Source organism: Chitinophaga sp. MM2321 (assembly GCF_964033635.1).
In the GTDB taxonomy this organism is placed as follows: Bacteria; Bacteroidota; Bacteroidia; order Chitinophagales; family Chitinophagaceae; genus Chitinophaga.
This window is the reverse complement of the sequence record NZ_OZ035533.1, coordinates 5918540-5937363: the sequence shown is the minus strand read 5'-3', so window position 1 is coordinate 5937363 and position 18824 is coordinate 5918540. Positions and strand designations below refer to the sequence as shown.

Annotated in this window: 14 protein-coding genes; 7 read left to right on the top strand and 7 right to left on the bottom strand. The window is 45.1% G+C overall.

The genetic code is table 11. The annotated features are described in order from the left end of the window. Nucleotides 1-9: 9 nt before the first annotated feature. Nucleotides 10-3042, top strand: a complete 3033-nt coding sequence (locus tag ABQ275_RS23245) for a glycoside hydrolase domain-containing protein (RefSeq protein WP_349315530.1) — start codon at nucleotides 10-12, stop codon at nucleotides 3040-3042. A gap of 89 nt (nucleotides 3043-3131) precedes the next feature. Here ABQ275_RS23245 and ABQ275_RS23240 read toward each other — a convergent pair whose 3' ends face one another. Then, the gene (locus ABQ275_RS23240) at nucleotides 3132-4037 is read right to left on the bottom strand and encodes an SMP-30/gluconolactonase/LRE family protein (RefSeq protein ID WP_349315529.1); all 906 of its coding nucleotides are present in this window, start codon (nucleotides 4035-4037) and stop codon (nucleotides 3132-3134) included. Between the two features lie 141 nt (nucleotides 4038-4178). On the opposite strand from ABQ275_RS23240, the gene ABQ275_RS23235 reads away from it, so the two are divergent. Further along, the gene (locus tag ABQ275_RS23235; RefSeq protein ID WP_349315528.1) at nucleotides 4179-5231 is read left to right on the top strand and encodes a nucleoid-associated protein; all 1053 of its coding nucleotides are present in this window, start codon (nucleotides 4179-4181) and stop codon (nucleotides 5229-5231) included. A gap of 189 nt (nucleotides 5232-5420) precedes the next feature. Here ABQ275_RS23235 and ricT read toward each other — a convergent pair whose 3' ends face one another. The 6 genes from ricT to radA all read right to left on the bottom strand — a co-directional run bounded on the left by ricT (nucleotide 5421) and on the right by radA (nucleotide 11655). Then, entirely contained in the window at nucleotides 5421-6941 is a 1521-nt protein-coding gene (ricT, locus tag ABQ275_RS23230; protein WP_349315527.1) for a regulatory iron-sulfur-containing complex subunit RicT, read from the bottom strand. A gap of 146 nt (nucleotides 6942-7087) precedes the next feature. Further along, on the bottom strand, nucleotides 7088-8227 hold the full coding sequence (locus tag ABQ275_RS23225; protein WP_349315526.1) for a hypothetical protein: 1140 nt from the start codon (nucleotides 8225-8227) through the stop codon (nucleotides 7088-7090). A 34-nt stretch (nucleotides 8228-8261) separates the two neighbouring features. Continuing rightward, nucleotides 8262-8810, bottom strand: a complete 549-nt coding sequence (locus ABQ275_RS23220; protein WP_349315525.1) for a hypothetical protein — start codon at nucleotides 8808-8810, stop codon at nucleotides 8262-8264. 130 nt (nucleotides 8811-8940) lie between these two features. Next, complete coding sequence (locus ABQ275_RS23215) at nucleotides 8941-9462, bottom strand: glutathione peroxidase (protein WP_349315524.1); 522 nt, start codon at nucleotides 9460-9462, stop codon at nucleotides 8941-8943. Between the two features lie 92 nt (nucleotides 9463-9554). Beyond that, nucleotides 9555-10244, bottom strand: coding sequence for a ComF family protein (locus tag ABQ275_RS23210; RefSeq protein WP_349315523.1), 690 nt, complete (start codon nucleotides 10242-10244; stop codon nucleotides 9555-9557). A gap of 34 nt (nucleotides 10245-10278) precedes the next feature. Further along, nucleotides 10279-11655: a DNA repair protein RadA gene (radA, locus tag ABQ275_RS23205; RefSeq protein ID WP_349315522.1), complete on the bottom strand. Its 1377-nt coding sequence runs from the start codon at nucleotides 11653-11655 to the stop codon at nucleotides 10279-10281. 545 nt (nucleotides 11656-12200) lie between these two features. Between radA and ABQ275_RS23200 the strand changes: the two genes are divergently transcribed. From ABQ275_RS23200 to rpsI, 5 genes are all read left to right on the top strand, one after another. Beyond that, entirely contained in the window at nucleotides 12201-12896 is a 696-nt protein-coding gene (locus ABQ275_RS23200) for a zinc metallopeptidase (protein ID WP_349315521.1), read from the top strand. A 344-nt stretch (nucleotides 12897-13240) separates the two neighbouring features. Further along, entirely contained in the window at nucleotides 13241-16261 is a 3021-nt protein-coding gene (locus tag ABQ275_RS23195; protein WP_349315520.1) for a TonB-dependent receptor, read from the top strand. Between the two features lie 41 nt (nucleotides 16262-16302). After that, a complete protein-coding gene (locus ABQ275_RS23190; protein WP_349315519.1) occupies nucleotides 16303-17679 on the top strand; it encodes a RagB/SusD family nutrient uptake outer membrane protein in 1377 nt (458 codons plus the stop codon). A gap of 284 nt (nucleotides 17680-17963) precedes the next feature. Then, nucleotides 17964-18407 (top strand): 50S ribosomal protein L13, encoded by a 444-nt coding sequence (gene rplM / locus ABQ275_RS23185; protein WP_349315518.1) that lies wholly within the window; start codon nucleotides 17964-17966, stop codon nucleotides 18405-18407. Between the two features lie 14 nt (nucleotides 18408-18421). Further along, complete coding sequence (rpsI, locus tag ABQ275_RS23180; protein WP_079471350.1) at nucleotides 18422-18811, top strand: 30S ribosomal protein S9; 390 nt, start codon at nucleotides 18422-18424, stop codon at nucleotides 18809-18811. Nucleotides 18812-18824: the final 13 nt, after the last annotated feature.

The window sequence follows — 18824 nt, the reverse complement described above, 5'->3', positions numbered from 1 at the left end:
AACCTTTTCATGTATCAGATGAACCACTATGCCCGCATTGCGCGGAAAGGGCTGCTGCTGGCAGGGCTTACACTCAGCCTGCCAGTCGCCATTATGGCGCAGCAGGTGAAGTATACAGCCGGCAGCAATAGCTGGGATGCGGATTCCCTCGGTAACCACCGGGCTGTAGTAACTTTTAACGGCACCGCCAAAGTAGCCCGCGTAATCATCCCCTGGCGCCGGCGTGATGAACACCCGGAATTAAAACGCATCATTATCCAGGATGCACAAACACAAAAAAAGATCGACAATATAAAAACGTTGGTGCTTAACCGTGAGTTGGGGGATATTTGTTTTGAGCCTGTTTCGGGAAAAGGCAATTACTATATTTATTATCTGCCGTATAAAAATGAAGGGAGATCCAACTACCCCAAAGGCGTATACCTAGCGCCGGAACAAACAGCCGGTAACAACTGGCTGCAAACTGTTTCCACTGCCATAAAACCCAATGCCACCCTGCGGGAACTGCAAGCCATCGACACTTTTAATACGTTCTATCCCATGGAAGTGATAGCCACTGCGGCAGAGAAAAGCCGGCTATTGCTGCAACATCCGGGTGCAGGATACCTTGTGTTTCCGGAAGACAGACAATTTTCCATTAAAATGACCGATGACCTGCCACAACGCTGGATACAGAAGGGGCCATCACAGGCATTTACAGGGCATGTGGACAAAGGAGAATATTATGCTTTCCAGTTAGGGATCTATGCATTGAAAAACCTGAAAGCGGTGAAAATATCTTTCACAGATCTTAAAACAACAGACGGTAAATCCATACCGGCAGCACAATTGAACTGTATTAATACCACCGGTACCACTTACGATGCACAACCATTTACCAACAGGGTAGATGTGGCTGCACACAAAGTACAGGCCATGTGGTGTGGTATTGATGTGCCGGAAGCTGCTGTGCCGGGCGTTTACAAAGGTATTGCTACCATCCGTCCGGAAGGGATGCCTGCTATGCCGGTCAGACTTACACTAACGGTAACGAATAAACGGGCAGAAAACAGCGGCTTCAATGAGCCGTGGAAACAAACCCGTCTTAAATGGCTGAACTCTACGCTGGCACAGGATAATGCAGTGATAGCGCCCTATACGCCACTGGAAATGAAAGACAGCGTAATCAGTTTACTGGGTCGTAAAGTAGGAATTAATAAAGATGGTTTCCCTGCACAGATCCAGACGTTCTTTACCCCTGAAATGACCTCCCTGTCTGCTCAGGCAAAGAACCTGTTTACAGAACCGGTGCATTTCCATTTTATTTCCGCTATCGATGGCAAAGACCTCAAATGGCAAAGCAATGGCTGGCAGATAACAGCCAAAGATCCCGGGAAGATAAGCTGGAAAGCCACCAACACGACTACCGGTTTGCAGATGGAAGTAAACGCCTCCCTTGAATTTGATGGCTTCCTGGACTACACCGTGAAAGTAACCGCCTTGCAGGAAATAGCCCTGAAAGACATTGCCATGCACCTGCCGCTCGAGAAAGGCGCCGCAAAGTATATGATGGGGCTTCATCAGAAAGGGGGCCTGCGCCCTGAAAAAGTGGACTGGAAATGGGATGTGCAAAATAAAAACCAGGATGGCGCCTGGATCGGTGATGTGAATGCCGGCTTACAATTTACCCTCCGGGATGAACATTATGTGCGCCCGCTGAATACAAACTTCTACCTGCAAAAACCTTTACTGCTCCCTGTTTCATGGGGCAATGGCCATAAAGGGGGTATCACAATCGGAGAGAAAGGCAAGGCAATACTGGTAAACAACTACAGTGGTGAAAGAACGATGCACAAGGGAGATACGCTCTACTATAACTTCCACCTGATCATCACGCCATTCCATCCTATCAATACTGATTTTCAGTGGAGCACCCGCTTCTATCATAAATATAATAACCTGGATACCATCAAGGCTACGGGTGCTACCGTCGTGAATATCCATCACGGCAATGAAATCAATCCCTGGATAAATTACCCCTTTATTGAATGGAAGAAAATGAAGGACTATATTGACGCTGCCCACAGCAAAGGATTGAAAGTAAAGATCTACAATACAGTAAGAGAGCTTTCCAATCATGCCTGGGAAACGTTTCCATTGCGCAGCCTGGGCCATGAAGTATACAGCCCCGGTAAAGGTGGTGGCTTCTCCTGGTTGCAGGAGCATATTGCAAACGACTACATTGCCGCCTGGTTTGTACCTGAATTTAAAGATGCTGCTATCATCAACAGTGGTATGAACCGCTGGCACAATTACTATGTGGAAGGCATGAACTGGCTGGTGCAAAATGTTGGTATAGATGGTATCTACCTGGATGATGTGGCATTTGACCGCGTAACCATGAAGCGCATCAAACGGGTGCTTACACAGGATGGACATCCGGGTATCATCGACCTTCATTCAGCCAATCAGTATAATAAAACGGATGGATTTATAAACAGCGCCATGTTATACATGGAGCATTTTCCATACCTGAACCGCCTTTGGTTCGGTGAGTATTTCGATTACGAAAACAATACACCTGATTTCTTTCTCACCGAAGTGAGTGGTATTCCGTTTGGTCTGATGGGCGAAATGTTGCAGGATGGTGGTAATCAGTGGCGCGGGATGGTGTACGGTATGACCAACCGTATGCCCTGGACAGAGAACGCAGATCCACGTCCTATCTGGAAAGTATGGGATGATTTTGGCATGCAGGGCACTGAAATGATCGGCTATTGGGTGGATAACAATCCTGTTAAAACCGGCAACCCACTCGTTCCCGCTACCATCTATAAAAAAGAAGGCGCGGTACTCATATCCCTTGCCAGTTGGGCAAAAGAAGATACGACCATTAAACTGAGCATCGACTGGAAAGCGTTGGGTATTGATCCGGCTAAAGCGGTTATAACGGCGCCGGACATACGTAATTTTCAGCAAGGCCGCACATTTGATAAAGATGCAGCTATACCTGTAGCAAAGAATAAAGGATGGCTACTTGTCATAGACCAAGACCAGGATTAGCAGGAATTAAAAAAGATTAGCCGGATGGGTGTTTTGTTGAAAATAAGTTCGGTAGAACAGCAACATAACACCCATCCGGCTAATCTTTTTTAATTCCTTTCAATCCTGGTCCCGGCTATTCCCACCCTGAACGTTTCCACACATTTCCTGTCCTGGAGGGTTACATACACTGTTTTTCCGTCTTTATCCCCGAAGGTGAGGTTGCTGCATTCCTTTCCTTTTAAGGGTATCTCGCGGATCAGTTTGCCTTTGGGAGAGAGTACTGCAATAGTGCCTTTACCCCAGCGGGCAATGTAGAGATTACCGGCTTTATCGCATTTCATGCCATCAAATCCGAAGTCGGGGAAGGTAGCAAAAAGGGTTTTGTGAGAGATGTTACCGGCGTTGTCTACATCGTATTTCCAGATGTTGCGCTGTACGCTTTCATTTACGTACAGTGTTTTTTCATCGGGGCTTAGTTCTATGCCATTGGTTGTGCCCATGCCAGTTTCCAGTAGTACCGGTTTTCTATTGGCGTCTATACGCCAGAGTTGTCCGGTGCTTTTGGCCCAGTTGGGATCGGAGGCGTAGATCTGATCTTTTTTATTGATGCAGAGATCATTGGGTTGGTTAAACTTGTCGGAATGCGCGTATACACTGATCTTTTTAGTTTTCATGTCTACCATCAGCACATTATGTCCTTTGAAATCGGGCAGGAACATATTGCCTTTGCTGTTGAAGTGGACACCGTTGGCAACGCTGCTATCGGGGAGGGAAACAAATATTTCACCGGCGCCTGTGCGGGTATTTATCTTTCCTATCGTACCATCCTGTTTAAAATTCACTACATAAAAATTGCCGGCCTTGTCAAAGTTGGGTCCTTCTATATTGACGGAGAACATATTTTCTTTGGTCAGATCCCTGGCTTCATAAAGTGCGGCGGAAGCGGGGTGTTGTGCCAGGGCTTGCACACCGTATCCGGTCATCATTGCCAACAGGTATATGTGTTTTTTCATGGTCATGAATATTTTAGGAAGATAAAGTAAAGAAGAAATACTGATTTTTTTCAGGGTATATGATGGAATGAAATTATCAAGAAATAATTGGCTGACAGAAGCATTCTGCGGACTGTCAACTAATTTCTTAAATTTGCGGCCATGATTCATGTTTCGGAGTTTAAAGATCTGGCGCAACTCACTATTCATAAGGTGGGAAATTCATCGAACGAGGAGCCGCTCCTTTGTTCGAAAGCGCCGTTGCAGCTGGGGGACGAAACAATCAGCCAGTTGTTGATCACTTATTTTATACAGCCATTTACGAATGCGGCGGAATATTTCAGGTTTTGTCATGATGCAGACCTGCAGTTGAATGAAATTTTTCAATATTGTCGGCGTATATTTAGTGACAAGGGTGAATTCCAGGAGCAGTCAGTGAACATTGCAAAGCATCTTTATAAACATTCTACCCACCCTAAAATTAAAGGCGGAGAACTTTATATAGCCTATTTTAGCAAGTGTCAGGCAGATGGAGAAGATGTAGAAGCGATCGGCATCTTTAAATCTGAAAACCGGGATACCTATTTGAAAGTATTTCTGGATGATGATAATTACCAGGTAAATTATGAAGATGGGATTAATATTAATAAATTAGACAAAGGTTGTCTGGTTTTTAATACGGAAGAAGAGGAGGGCTATAAAGTGAGTATTGTTGACAGTATCAGCAAACAAACAGAGGCCGTGTATTGGAAAGATGCATTTTTACAGGTGCAACGCCGGGAAGATAGTTACCATCAGACAGAAACAGCGGTGAACATGTGCAAGCAGTTCATTCACAATAAGCTGCCAACCGAATATGAAATGAATCGTGTGGATCAGGTAGATCTGTTAAATAAATCAGCCGCGTACTTTAAAGAAAAAGAACAATTCCAGTTAGACGATTTTGCAAAAGAAGTATTGGGGAATCCTGACGCCATCGCCTCTTTTAAAGAGTATCGGAACGAATACCAGCAGGAGTTTCAACAGGAAATTCCCGATGAATTTGATATCTCTGCACCAGCAGTGAAGAAGCAGCAAAAGGTATTCAAAAGTATTCTGAAGCTGGACCGTAATTTTCATGTTTATATTCATGGCAACCGCGAAATGATTGAACGCGGGTACGATGAAGCGACCAATATGCACTATTATAAGCTGTTGTTTGAAAACGAAACATAAGGCAGTTTATTAGTCATGGGGTGTCCGTGTTGTTGATTGGTGAGGGAGATAATGAAACCGTAATTTTTAAGATTTTTCTCATAAGCAAAAACCAATTATTAACAAAGGCTGCCTCATCTGGGCGGCCTTTTCTTTTATACATCATTAAAACAAAAAAGACAACCATGGCGGTTGTCTTTTTTGTTTCAGTTATTTGTTGGTATTGTTATTCGGATTATTGGGATTGTTGGGTCTTGGCTTATTCCTGGGTGGGCGGCGATCCTGTTTTGGTGCGCCTCCTTGTCCGGCTTGTTGCTGACCTGGTTGTCCCGGGTTTTGTTGGGATTTAGGTCCTTCCTGGCGTGGCTGCTGTTCGCGGCCCTGCCGGGGTTGCCCTCCCTGGCCTTGTCTGGGTTGTCCACCCTGATTTTGCCTGGATTGTCCACCCTGGTTTTGTCTTTGGGAACGTCCTTCCTGTTTAGGTTTACGTTCCTGTTGCTGGCGGTTATCCGGGCGCTGGCCTGCTTTAGGTTCGGCCTTTTCTTGTTCGCTCCTGGGTCCTGCCGGTTGTTTCTGTTCGCCGGTTTTCTGTTGTTTCTGCCTGTTGTCTTTATCCTTCTGTTTGCGTTTCTGCGCAGTTTTTTCCAATGATTTCAGACTGATTTGTCCTACTACATCGGCAAAACCGAGATCTGTTTCCTTTGGTTTGGCAGTGAGTACTTCCACCGGTTTGAGGTCATCAGGTTTAATACCCTGCCTGTTGAGCAGACGTATTTCCTTGGCCCTGGTAATGGTGAGCGGATACTGTTTGTTACTGCCTTCGTAGGAATACCACATGAGGCTTTTGAAGATATCCCTTTTCTGCAGGTTTGCAACACCACCAGCGGTTTCGATGCAGTCTGCATCATCGGGAAATTCTTTCAGGGCATCGAGATAGGTATCCAGCTCGTAGTTAAGGCAGCATTTCAAACGACCGCATTGTCCGGATAACTTGGCCTGATTGATAGACAGGTTCTGGTACCGGGCAGCGGTAGTGTTCACGCTTTTGAAATCAGACAGCCACGTGGAGCAACATAACTCCCTGCCGCAACTGCCGATGCCACCTACTTTCCCGGCTTCCTGGCGTGCACCTATCTGGCGCATCTCCACTTTGGCCCTGAATTCGGAGGCATAAACTTTAATTAGTTCGCGGAAATCCACGCGATCATCTGCTGTGTAGAAGAAAGTGGCTTTACGGCCATCGGCCTGTATTTCCACTTCTGCGAGCTTCATTTCCAGTCCGAGGTTGCGCGCAAGGGCTCTGGATTTAATCAGGGCTTCTTTCTCGCGGGACTTGTTATCGCTCATTCTTTGCAGGTCGTCGTTACTTGAACGACGTAAAACTTTTTTTACTTCGGGGGTATCTTCAGCGCGCCTTTTCTTCATTTGAAGTTTTACCAGTTCGCCGGTGAGGCTTACTGTTCCAACGTCGAAGCCACTAACTCCTTCTACTGTAACCATTTCTCCTTTATCCAGGAGCTGCTTGGTAACATTGCGGTAAAAGTCTTTACGGCTACCATTGTTAAAACTTACTTCTATAATGTCAAATGGTGCTAAGCTATCGCCAAGGGGAATATTGGACAGCCAATCAAATACATTGAGTCTGTTACAACCTCCAGTGCTGCATCCTCCATTACTCTTACATCCTGACGGCTTTCCATCCCCACCCGTACCACATCCGGCACAAGCCATATTATTAATTAGTTTAAATTTTATAAATAAGCATTTCAGGTAATTCCAGTCCTTCAAAATACGTTTTTCCTTTCAGAAAAACAAAAAGGCCCAAGCACCAAAGGTAAGGAAATTGAGGGGATTCACGACGGACGGTGCCGTCGTTGTTACATTACAGGTAAAGGTTTCTTTTTGAATATATATTGTAGCTTGATGGACAGGGCATGAAAAAGCAGTTTCGCATTAGCATTGCGTTCAATATAGTAACAGGCGTTGTTCAGCACCTCCACTATTTGTTCTGTTTGCTCAAGATTGGCCAGTTTGGTGAGCTTTGCGGCAAAGTCCATTTCCTCTTCAGAAAAGGCCAGCTGGCTTTTATCCAGGTATTTTAAACGCAGGGAATGTTCCAGCAGGTTGATGAAGTACCGGAGGAATTGTTTCTGGTTCTCACGGCCTGTTTTGGCACTGGAGATGCCTTCTATCCATTCCTGGAGAGCTACCCGGTTGCCGGTAAACAGGTAGTTGAGCCAGTTACGCAGCAGTTCATGGTAATCATCATCGGAATGCTGCAACAGGTAGATCGCTTCGCGGTAATTGCCCGCTGTAATGGTGGCTATCTGTTGTGCTTTGGCAGGGGGTACCTTGCCTCTTTCGATGAGTGCTTTTATCATGTCGTCCTTTGCCAGCGGATTTATTTTGATGAGATGTGTGCGCGAAAGAATAGTTGCCAGGATCTGCTCCTGGTTTTCAGCGATCAGTATGAAGAGGGTGTTTTGCGGTGGTTCTTCGATGAGCTTTAACAGCCGGTTGCCTTCATTGCCCAGGTATTCAGGCATCCACATCAGCAGGATCTTATAGCCGCTTTCAAAACTTTTGAGGTTCAGTTTACGGATAATGTCCTGGCATTCTGTAGCCGTGATATTGCCTTGTTTGTTTTCTGCGCCAATGAATTGCAGCCAGTCGTAAGCATTACCGTAGGGGTTTTGATTTACAAACTCGCGCCACTCGGCAATATAGTCGGTGCTTACCGGCTTGTCACCTGTTTTCCGCGGTACTACCGGGAATGAATAGTGAATATCCGGATGAATGCACTGCGATGTTTTCAGGCAGGCGGAGCATTTACCACAGGCGCCTTCGGATTGTTTGTTGTCACAAACCAGGTACTGGGTAAAGGCCAGGCCAAGCGGGAGGCCACCGGCTCCTTCAGGGGCCAGTAATATCATGGCATGACTAAGCCGGTTCTGTTGCACGGATTGCATCAGTTGTTGCTGCACATCCACTTGTCCTATGATATCTGAAAAAAGCATGGGCGCAAGATAATGAAAAGGGGCTAATCAGTAATTATGGTAATGATACATAACAGGCATGTTCAAAAATACCGCTTCCGGTAATAGTGCGGCTGTTGGCTGCAAAATAAAACCGGCCGGAAACAGTTTTATTGGCGGTGTTGATTTTTGTAATGATCACACAGGAAGTATCTGTAGTAAAATAAGTGTAATCAAGGCTGTTTTTTTCAGCAGCTACTACGAGTCCTCCCTGTAGGTTTGCCGCTTTGGAATAGTAGTAGTCTTTGAGATGAAAGGTGTCATCCGCCAGCTGCGCGCCGGTATATATGCCGTCGGTTACATTAATGATCACCTTGAGGCTGTCGGAAACGGCTTCGAGGCTCAGGTATTTATGGCCGCCAGTATCCGTTTTCTGCCGGAAGATGGTATTGGCTATGAGGTTCAGGGCATGGGTATTGTTTCCCAGTGTGGCTGTCATAGACATTTCAGGACAGGATAATTCCGGGGTGTCAATGTTGCCCTGACAAGCATAACATAGCAGGACAATAAAGGCAAGGGCTGGTAAGAGCCGTGTTTTTTTAGGCGCGGTAGAGCGATTTTTCATGTATATGATCCACTTTGTGTAAAATGACAGCATCCGGCTAACGTGTACGCTTATACGTATACGCAGGTATATTCTTATCTTATTTTCTTACACTCCGTTGGCAAAGGTTGGGGCAGGACAAATGACCGGGTTATTTTTCGATAGCAGCAATTACTTCCGGAGACTCAGGTTGAGTTTTGGGAGAGAATACTGCCACGAGATTACCCTTTTCGTCCAACAGGTATTTCTGGAAATTCCAGGTAACTTCAGCTGGTTCAAAATGCTTGGCTTTACTTTCAGCCAACAGCCATTTGTAGATGGGGTGTATATCTGCACCCTTTACAGATATTTTTGCGGCCATTGGAAAAGTAACGGCGTATTGTTTGGTGCAGAATGCTTTGATGTCTGCATTACTGCCTGGTTCCTGTGACCCGAAATTGTTGGCCGGGAAACCTATGATAACCAGCTTGCCCTGGTATTTTTTGTATAATTTCTCCAGTCCCTCATATTGGGGTGTGTTGCCACAAAGGGAAGCGGTATTTACAATGAGAATCTTTTTCCCTTTGTATTGGGAGAAATCGATCTTACCTCCGTCCACGGCATCTACTTTAAAATCATATATGTGAGATGCTGCAAAAAACATGACGAGTGAAAGGATGGCTAATTTAAACATATCAGATTATTTGAAAAGAGAACAAGGAACAACTACTGTTGACTGCTATTGTAAAGATAATTATACCCGGCGAGAAAACGGTAACTTTTTAATCAGCTGTAGGCGTAGGCCAGGCAACAAACACTGACGCTGGCGCCAGCCTCTATCAGGGCCTGGCTACAGGCTTCCGTGGTGGCTCCGGTAGTGATCACGTCGTCTATCAGCAAAACATGCCGGCCGGTGAGCAAGGTGCGATCTGCCTTAAAAACATCGGCCACATTCTGCCATCTGCTAACCCTTCCTTTCCGGGTTTGGGTGCCGGTGTATTGTTGCCGGCGCAATGCCTGTAACAGCACCGGGTGACTGGTGATATGTGCGATACCGTTAGCCAGCAGGGCAGCCTGGTTATAGCCACGCTGTTTTTCCTTACGCGGGAAAAGCGGTACCGGCACCAGGTAATCTATTGATGACAGCCAGTTGCTTTCCCGCAGCATATAGCCGGTTTGTTTGCCCAGCCAGGTGGCAATGTCTTTCCGTTGTTTATATTTAAAATGATGTATGAGCTGTTGTAATCCGGAGGACTGGCTATAATAATAAGCCGCTGTTGCATGACTTATTTGTATACGGCCCCGGAAAATATTTGCTACCGGATTTGCCGGATACCGGTGGAATTGTGTGACCGGTAAAGCAGCGTGACAATGGAGACACAGGAGTTCATCTGCCGCAGGCAGGTCTATACCACATACTTCACAGCAATGTGGATAGAATAAATGGATCAGTGGGGATAACAAACTGGTAAACATCGGGTTAGTATTAAGCGGTAGTATTGACAGCCGGTCAGAATAATTGCTGATACACTTCTTCCACTCTTCCTACCAGTACTACTTCGATATTGAATTTAGCGAAATCTATTCCCTTTTTATTGTACCGGGAGATGAATATTTTTTCAAAGCCCAGTTTCTCCGCTTCTGCAATCCGTTGATCGATCCGGTTTACAGCGCGGATCTCTCCACTGAGGCCCACTTCGCCGGCAAAACACATTTTGTTGGGCAGCGCATTGTCTTCATAAGAGGATAACAGGGCGCACAAAACAGCCAGGTCAATAGCAGGATCTTCCACTTTTATACCACCGGCAATATTGAGGAACACATCTTTAACACCAAAGTGGAAGCCGCCGCGTTTTTCCAGTACAGCCAGTAATAACTGCAATCTGCGCAGGTCGAAACCGGTAGCGGTGCGTTGCGGTGTGCCGTATACAGACTGTGTTACCAGTGCCTGTACTTCTACGAGCAAGGGGCGAAGACCTTCCATGGTAGCAGAAATGGCTACGCCACTGAGGAGGTCATCTCTTTGTGATATTAATATTTCTGAAGGGTTGGTAACCTGTCTTAATCCGGTGCCGGTCATCTCATAGATGCCCAATTCGGCGGTAGAGCCAAACCTGTTTTTGATGGTGCGGAGGATGCGATAAGCGTAATGTTGGTCGCCTTCGAACTGTAAAACCGTGTCCACCATGTGTTCCAGCACTTTTGGGCCGGCTATCGAGCCATCTTTCGTAATGTGGCCGATCAGGAAAACGGGCGTGTTACTTTCTTTGGCAAACCGTTGTAATTCCGCAGCTGTTTCGCGGATCTGTGAAACACTTCCCGGAGCAGATTCAATTAATGGTGAGTGTAATGTTTGAATCGAATCTACGATCACCAGTTGTGGCTGTAGTTTTTTTATTTCCTGGAAAATTGTTTGTGTAGATGTTTCAGTGAGCAGATAAAACTGTTCATTGGAATTTTGAATGCGGTCTGCCCGCATTTTTATTTGTTGTTCACTTTCTTCACCACTGATATAAAGTGTTTTGATCTGCTTCAGTTGCAAGGCATTCTGCAGGAAGAGGGTAGACTTTCCTATGCCTGGCTCACCGCCTACGAGTACCAGCGAGCCCGCCACTATACCGCCTCCCAGGACACGGTTCAATTCATTGTCTGGTGTAAGCAACCTTTTTTCTGCGGTGGTTGTTACTTCAGAAAGGTTGATGATTTTATGGGTGCGGGCGGGAGTCGTTTCTTCATTTTTCCAGTCGGGGTGTTTGGAAGGAATGTCTTTCTGAACTCTTTCTTCTACGAAAGTGTTCCATTCACCACAACTCGGACATTTGCCGTTCCATTTTGCAGATTCATATCCACATTGCTGACAAAAAAAAGCAGTTCTTATCTTACTCATAATTTTTAAAAACAGGATGCGTACAAAGTAAGTAGTTTTAAAATTATTGCATGAAAATGTTCGGAGAGAAGGAGTAAAAAATGAAATGGAAAGTACTAAAATGAGAAAAGAGCCAAACGGAAGATTCCGCTGACTCTTTCTACTTACTAACCCATTAAATTCAGCTCTAAATTACAAAATGGGTTCAGAATAAAAAAGTTTATTTAATTGATGTGAATAACTTTTGAGGTATTTTCGTAATGTAACAAAGTGGCTGCCATCGCTTGTTTCAGCCCCTGTTTTGTCCAATATTACTTTCATTGGCAACTCGTAAAATGTTGATAAATAGGGTTGATGTTGATCAAATTTGTATATAAGAAAATTATAATAATATCATTTTTTTTATCTGACAAACAGGCCGCGATTTCATATTTATTTTATTTTTAGCGCCATAATGTCAGTGTTAAATTTCTGAAACAGGGATAACAGGAAGGCTTGTCAGGGATCGCGGTAAATCGGGGGTATGGTGAGATATTTGCACTATAGAAATACTTAATTTTAAATATATGATGACACCAGGGATCATGTTTGTTTCGCTGATTTTTGTGGGGATCAGCATGCTGGTAGGCTACGTTTTGAAACAGAAATTCAAAGCCTACAGTGAAATACCGACCTCTTCCGGTCTGACCGGTAAGCAAATCGCTGAAAAGATGCTCCGGGACAACTATATCACGGATGTACAGGTAGTGTCGTCCGAAGGATTCTTGTCCGATCACTATAACCCGGCTAACAGGACCGTTAACCTGAGCCCGGATGTATATGCAGGCGCCAACGTGGCCGCTGCGGCTGTAGCCGCCCATGAATGCGGGCACGCGGTACAGCACGCTGCTGCCTACCCCTGGCTGGGACTCCGCTCCAAGCTGGTGCCGGCCGTTCAGGTCAGCTCCTCCCTCGTACAATGGGTGTTGTTAGGCGGTATCCTGCTGATAAACACCTTTCCGCAGCTATTGCTGGGGGGTATCATCCTTTTTGCCATCACGACCGTATTCGCGCTTATAACGCTACCGGTTGAGTTTGACGCTTCCCGGCGCGCACTCGCTTGGCTGGATAATAGCCAGATTATGCGGCCACAGGAGCATGATAAAGCCAAAAATGCCCTCTGGTGGGCTGCTATGACCTACGTGGTGGCAGCTCTCGCTTCCCTCGCTGCCCTGTTTCAGTATATCCTGATCTACATGGGAGCCAGGAATAGGAACAGTTAATAAATTTATTTAATATGATAAATCCGTTTCGGCCTGGCGCCGGAACGGATTTTTTTTGCCCCCTGTCTGAAAAAAAATCGCAGATTTTAACATTTTTTTAAGGAAATACTTTAATTTAGTATAAGTGCCCATCCGGAAACCTGGGCCGTACGGAACTTGCTTAGAAGAGAATTGTCAACCATTTAATTTGCTCACTGGGCTTAACCTCCCAATTATTTGAAAAACGGAACCTTTCAGCCCAAAAAACATAGTCTATCGCTTGTCTTGTTTATTCTTCATGATCATTTAAAAACAACACCATGTTTCGATTTTATTCGTGGGTAACCATGCTAATGCTTCTATGCATGTTTTCCTTTGCCCAATCCAAACAAATTACAGGAAAGGTTACAGACGCCAAAGACGGGAATCCCTTGCCCGGTGTAACTGTTAGAGTAAAAGGAACCGCATCCGGCACCATCACCAGTGCGGACGGGTCCTTTAAATTAGCCGTAAATAAAAATGTAAATGCCCTTGTTTTTTCATTTATCGGCTATTCCGACCAGGAAATATCTATCGCTGGTAAAAGTGATATATCCGTATCACTAAGCACCGGTAATAAAGATATTTCGGAAGTAGTGGTCGTGGGTTATGGTACGCAGCTCAAGCGGGAAGTAACCGGTTCCATCTCAAAAATCAACGCCAAAGAAATTGAAGATATCCCGGTAGCCAGCTTTGAATCCGCTATCCAGGGTAAAGCAGCCGGTGTGGTCATTGAATCCGGCAGTGGTAAAGTAGGCCAGGGAATCAAGGTGAGGATCCGCGGTACCTCGTCTATTTCGGCCAGCAGCCAGCCTTTATACATCATTGATGGAATGCCGGTTGAAACCAGCCTGCAGTCAGATGTTAACAATGAAATCACCAACCCGCTGGTAGATATTAATCCGAACGACATTGAATCTGTAGAAATATTGAAAGATGCTGCTGCTACAGCTATCTACGGTGCCCGTGCCTCCAATGGCGTGGTACTGGTAACCACCAAAAAAGGGAAGCTCAATCAGAAAACTGTTTTTAGCCTGGATGTAAATACCGGCTGGTCTACCCCTACTAAAAAACGCGGTTTCCTCAACGCCAAACAATATGTAGACCTGATTGAAGAAGCTGCCGTAAATGATGGAAGGATAGATTTTGCCAACCACGATACACCCAGCTATACCACAGAAGAAGAAGCGATCGCAGATTACAAAAAATCATACGAGGGTATACTGGATGATTACTCACTCGGTACCGACTGGCGTAACCAGGCGGTAAACACCAACTGGGAAAATGAAGTATACCGCAAGTCTGCCAAAACAGATCAGATCAACCTGTCAGCCACCGGCGGTAATGAAAAAACAAGGTTCTTTATCTCCGGATTTTACAACGCACAGGATGCCATCGTCATCAACAATAAATTTACCCGCTATGGCGCCCGCCTGAGCCTGGACCATGCGGCCACCGATAAATTATCAGTGGGCATTAACCTGAGCATAAACCGCTCACAACTGGATCGTATCACCGATGATAATTCATTTTCCACCCCCGGACAGTTGGTTGCACAGATTCCAATTTCGCCGTTGATTGATCCGGAAACCGGAAAATTAAATAACCGAACGCTGTATGACAATGGTCTTTTTGATGCACTTTACGACAGCGATAAACAGATAACTTTCCGTACACTGGGAAATGCTTACGCAAATTATAATTTCCTCCCCTGGTTAAGTTTCCGTTCGGAAGTAGGAACAGATATCCTCAATATGAATGAAGACTATTTTAAAAGTAAACTGTCGCAGGATGGCCAGGGTATTGGTAAAGGACAGTCTATCACTGCGCAGAGCGTTACACTTAATACGAACAACTTTTTTACGATAGCACCGGTGCTTGGTAACGATCATAAATTATCCATGGTATTGGGTATGAGCTATCTGCAAAATGATAACCGGAATTCAAGTATACAAGGAGAAGGATATCCTTCCGATGCGGTGAAAAACCTGTCGGGCGCCACCTCTATTACAACAGGCTCCTCACAGAATTTCAGGTATACTTTCCTGTCTTATTTCTTCAGAGGCAACTATGCCTACAAGGAAAAATACCTGGCCAGTTTCAGTGTAAGAGCGGATGGTTCCTCCCGCTTCGGACCCAATAACAGGTATGGGGTATTTCCCGCAGGATCATTGGGCTGGATGATTTCCAATGAAGATTTCATGAAAGAGTCTCGTGTAATCAGCATGTTGAAACTGAGGGCCAGCGCAGGTTTGACAGGTAACGCAGAAATAGGTGAGAATAAATTTTTATCGCTTTATAGTATTACCAATTATCCTGACCTGCCAGGTTTCCAACCATTCCAGCTGGGTAACCCCGATCTGAAATGGGAAAAAACTTTTCAGACAGATGCCGGTCTGGAATTTGGGTTCCTCGATAACCGGATCTCCGGTGAAGTAGATGTATACAAAAAGAAAACAACAGACCTGTTGCTGGATGTAAACATTCCGCTTTCTACCGGTTATGGTATCATTACGCGCAACCTGGGAAAGATGGAAAATAAAGGAATAGAATTTTCACTGACAACCCGTAACCTCGAAGGTGATTTTAAATGGTCAACAATCTTCAACATAGGGTTTAATAAAAACAAAATTACGAGCCTCGACGGACAGGTAATTAAAAGTGGCGTACAACAGGCCGTAGAAGGAGAAGCCATCGGATCATTCTATCTGCCTAAATTCCTGGGTGCAGATCCCGAAACCGGCGATGCGCTTTTCCAGGATTCGCTGGGTAAGTCTACCACTGCTTTCAGCAGGGCGCCTAATATGGTAGTAGGTAATTCCAATCCTGATTTTACAGGTGGATTTACCAATAACTTTTCTTACAAAGGATTTGACCTGAGTGTATTCTTCACATTTGTACATGGCAACAGCATCTTCAACCAGGCCGGTATTTACCAGACCACTGGTTTTAGTAACGGCCTCGATAACCAGACGCTGGATATCATGAACAGGTGGCAGAAGAAGGGTGATATCACAAATGTGCCGCGCGTGAGCCTGAGTTATCCAACCGGCTACCAGGCTACTTCCCGCTACATCTATGATGGCTCTTATATGAGACTGAAAAATGTAACGCTGGGTTATAATCTTCCTAAAAAAATTGTTTCCGCATTAAAGATCCAGGGTGCCAAGCTCTATGTAGCCGGGTATAATTTATGGACTAAAACCCATTACATGAGTGATCCGGAAGTGAATACAGCGCCATTGGGAACCGATACCAATTCTTCCAAGAATATTGCCGGCGGTGTTGATTTCTATACTATACCACAGGCCAAAACATACACTGTGGGGCTGAATATCCGCTTCTGATGCGTTGCATTTTATCAATTGGAAAACAAAAAAATTAAAGTATGAAAATCACACAATATATCATCCATGCTTCGCTGGCCTGCCTGCTGGTTGTCGCATACGGATGTAACAAGAAACTGGATGTATTGCCTACGCAGCAGATCACGCCGGATCAGATTACTACCAGTGAAGATGTGAAAGCGGTATTGTTTGGCAGTTATAATTCCCTGCAGCATTTTAATACATTCGGAGAGCGTAATCTCCTGATATCAGATTTGTTAGGAGGCGATGATGAGCTGGATTGGGTAGGTACTTTTGCCAATTATAAAGCCATCTTTATGAAGACGCAGGACCGGACCTCTTCCATTGCAGAAGGTATGTGGGGCCGTTCTTATATTGTAATTGCCGGGGTGAATACGGTATTGGAAAAGATTCAGCTGGTGGATACCAGTGAGCAGAAAGGCATTGCGGCAGAGGCCAAATTTATCCGGGGCATTACTTATTTCGAACTGGTGAATTTCTTCGGGCAGCCCTATTCAGCCGGCAATGCCGCGACCAGTGATGCAGTGCCTATTGTACTGGATCCTGTAACCGTGTATGATCCGCAGAAGGATAAAAAAGCACGGGACAAGGTAGCAGCGGTATACGACCAGGTGATTAAAGATCTGACAGAAGCAGCCGCTGATTTGCCGGAGTCAAACGAGTCCGGCCGTGCCAGCAAATATTCGGCGTTGGCGTTCCTGGCGCGTGTATATATGAACCAGGGTAAATATCCGGAAGCGGCAGCCGCTGCCAATGATGTGGTTACAAACGGCGGTTTTGGGCTGGCGGGTACTTTTGATAAGGCCTTTAATAATATCAGCAATTCATCTGAGGATGTTTTCGCTATTCAGCAGAGTAAACAAAGTAATGCCGGTACCTCCAACAATGGGATGGCTACTTTTTATGCAGCAAAGCCAACGGGTAGGGGAGATGTACAGGTGCTGTCATCCTTCCTGGATCTGTACGATGATGGAGATGCCCGCAAGAGTTTTGTATATGATGGTACCAGTATATCGGGTATTGATGGTACTTATACCACCAAGTGGCGGGATCAGTATAAAGCGGTGCCGGTAATAAGACTGGCGGAAATGCTGCTGACCCGTGCAGAAGCCAATTTCCGGGCGGGTGGAGCGCCGGTAGGGGGCGTAACGCCGCTGGATGATGTAAATGAGGTGCGTGCCCGTTCCAATGCGGCGCCACTGGGCGTATTAACTGCCAATGATATTGTTGATGAGCGTTTTAGGGAACTGGCATTTGAGGGCGACCGGTTATGGACGATCAAGCGTTTGAAGATGAAGGTGGGTAGCCTGGATTATAATGCGCCGTTGTTGGTATTGCCGGTGCCGCAGTCTGAAAGGGATGTAAATCCTGATCTGACGCAGAATGAAGGGTATTAGTCTGTCGTTTTTAATTTATAATTACTTATAATATAATAACGTAGAAAGAGGTGTTCCTGTAGAAAGGCGCCTCTTTCTGCTTTATGATTTATTATAATATTAACGGTCGGGCGAGGCTATGTTAATAACTTTAAAACAAAATGTTTATTGAAAATCAATCTGTTGCAAAGGTGCTCTGTAAAAAAGTGGGTAAAATGTATGGTTATTAAGAATGGGAAATGTACCTTTGCACTCCTCATAATTGGGGAATTGTTTAAAAGACGTAATTTTTATCGTATACAACAATGAATACATTAAGTTTTAGAACTAAATCGGCTAACGACGCTTACGTAAAGCGTGACTGGCATATAGTAGATGCTACCAACCTGACTCTCGGAAGAGTATGTGCTAAGATGGCGGCTATCCTGAGAGGTAAAAACAAACCTTACTATACGCCTCATACTGATTGTGGTGATTATATCATCGTAATCAATGCAGAAAAGATTTCTTTGACTGGCAACAAAATGCAGGAAAAGGAATACATGCACTACACTGGTTTTCCAGGTGGTCAGAGAATCGAGTTGGCTAAGGATCTGATCCGTCGCCGTCCTGAGGTATTGATCGAAAAGGCTATCAAGGGTATGTTACCTAAGAATCGCCTGGGTCGTGCGATGTACAAAAAACTGTTTGTATATGCTGGCTCTGAACATCCTCATGCAGCACAGAAACCACAACCATTAACATTCTAATTTTTCTCTGATACATGGAAAAGCAAAAAAATACAATAGGTCGTCGTAAGGAAGCTGTTGCCCGTGTTTATATTAACAAGGGTACCGGTAACATTACAGTTAACGACAAAGATTATAAAAACTACTTTTCTCTGATTTACCTGCAAAACCAGGTGGAATTGCCTTTCAAAACTATCGAAGCACTTGATAAATTTGATGTAAAGGTAAATGCACAAGGTGGTGGTATCAAAGGACAGGCAGAAGCGATAAAATTGGGTATCGCCCGCGCACTGTGCGAAGTGAACATTGAGTTCCGTCCCGCACTGAAAGCCGCAGGTCTTCTGAAACGTGACCCAAGAGGTGTAGAACGTAAGAAACCAGGTAAAGCTAAAGCGAGAAGAAGCTTCCAGTTCTCTAAACGCTAATATTTTGAGCTTT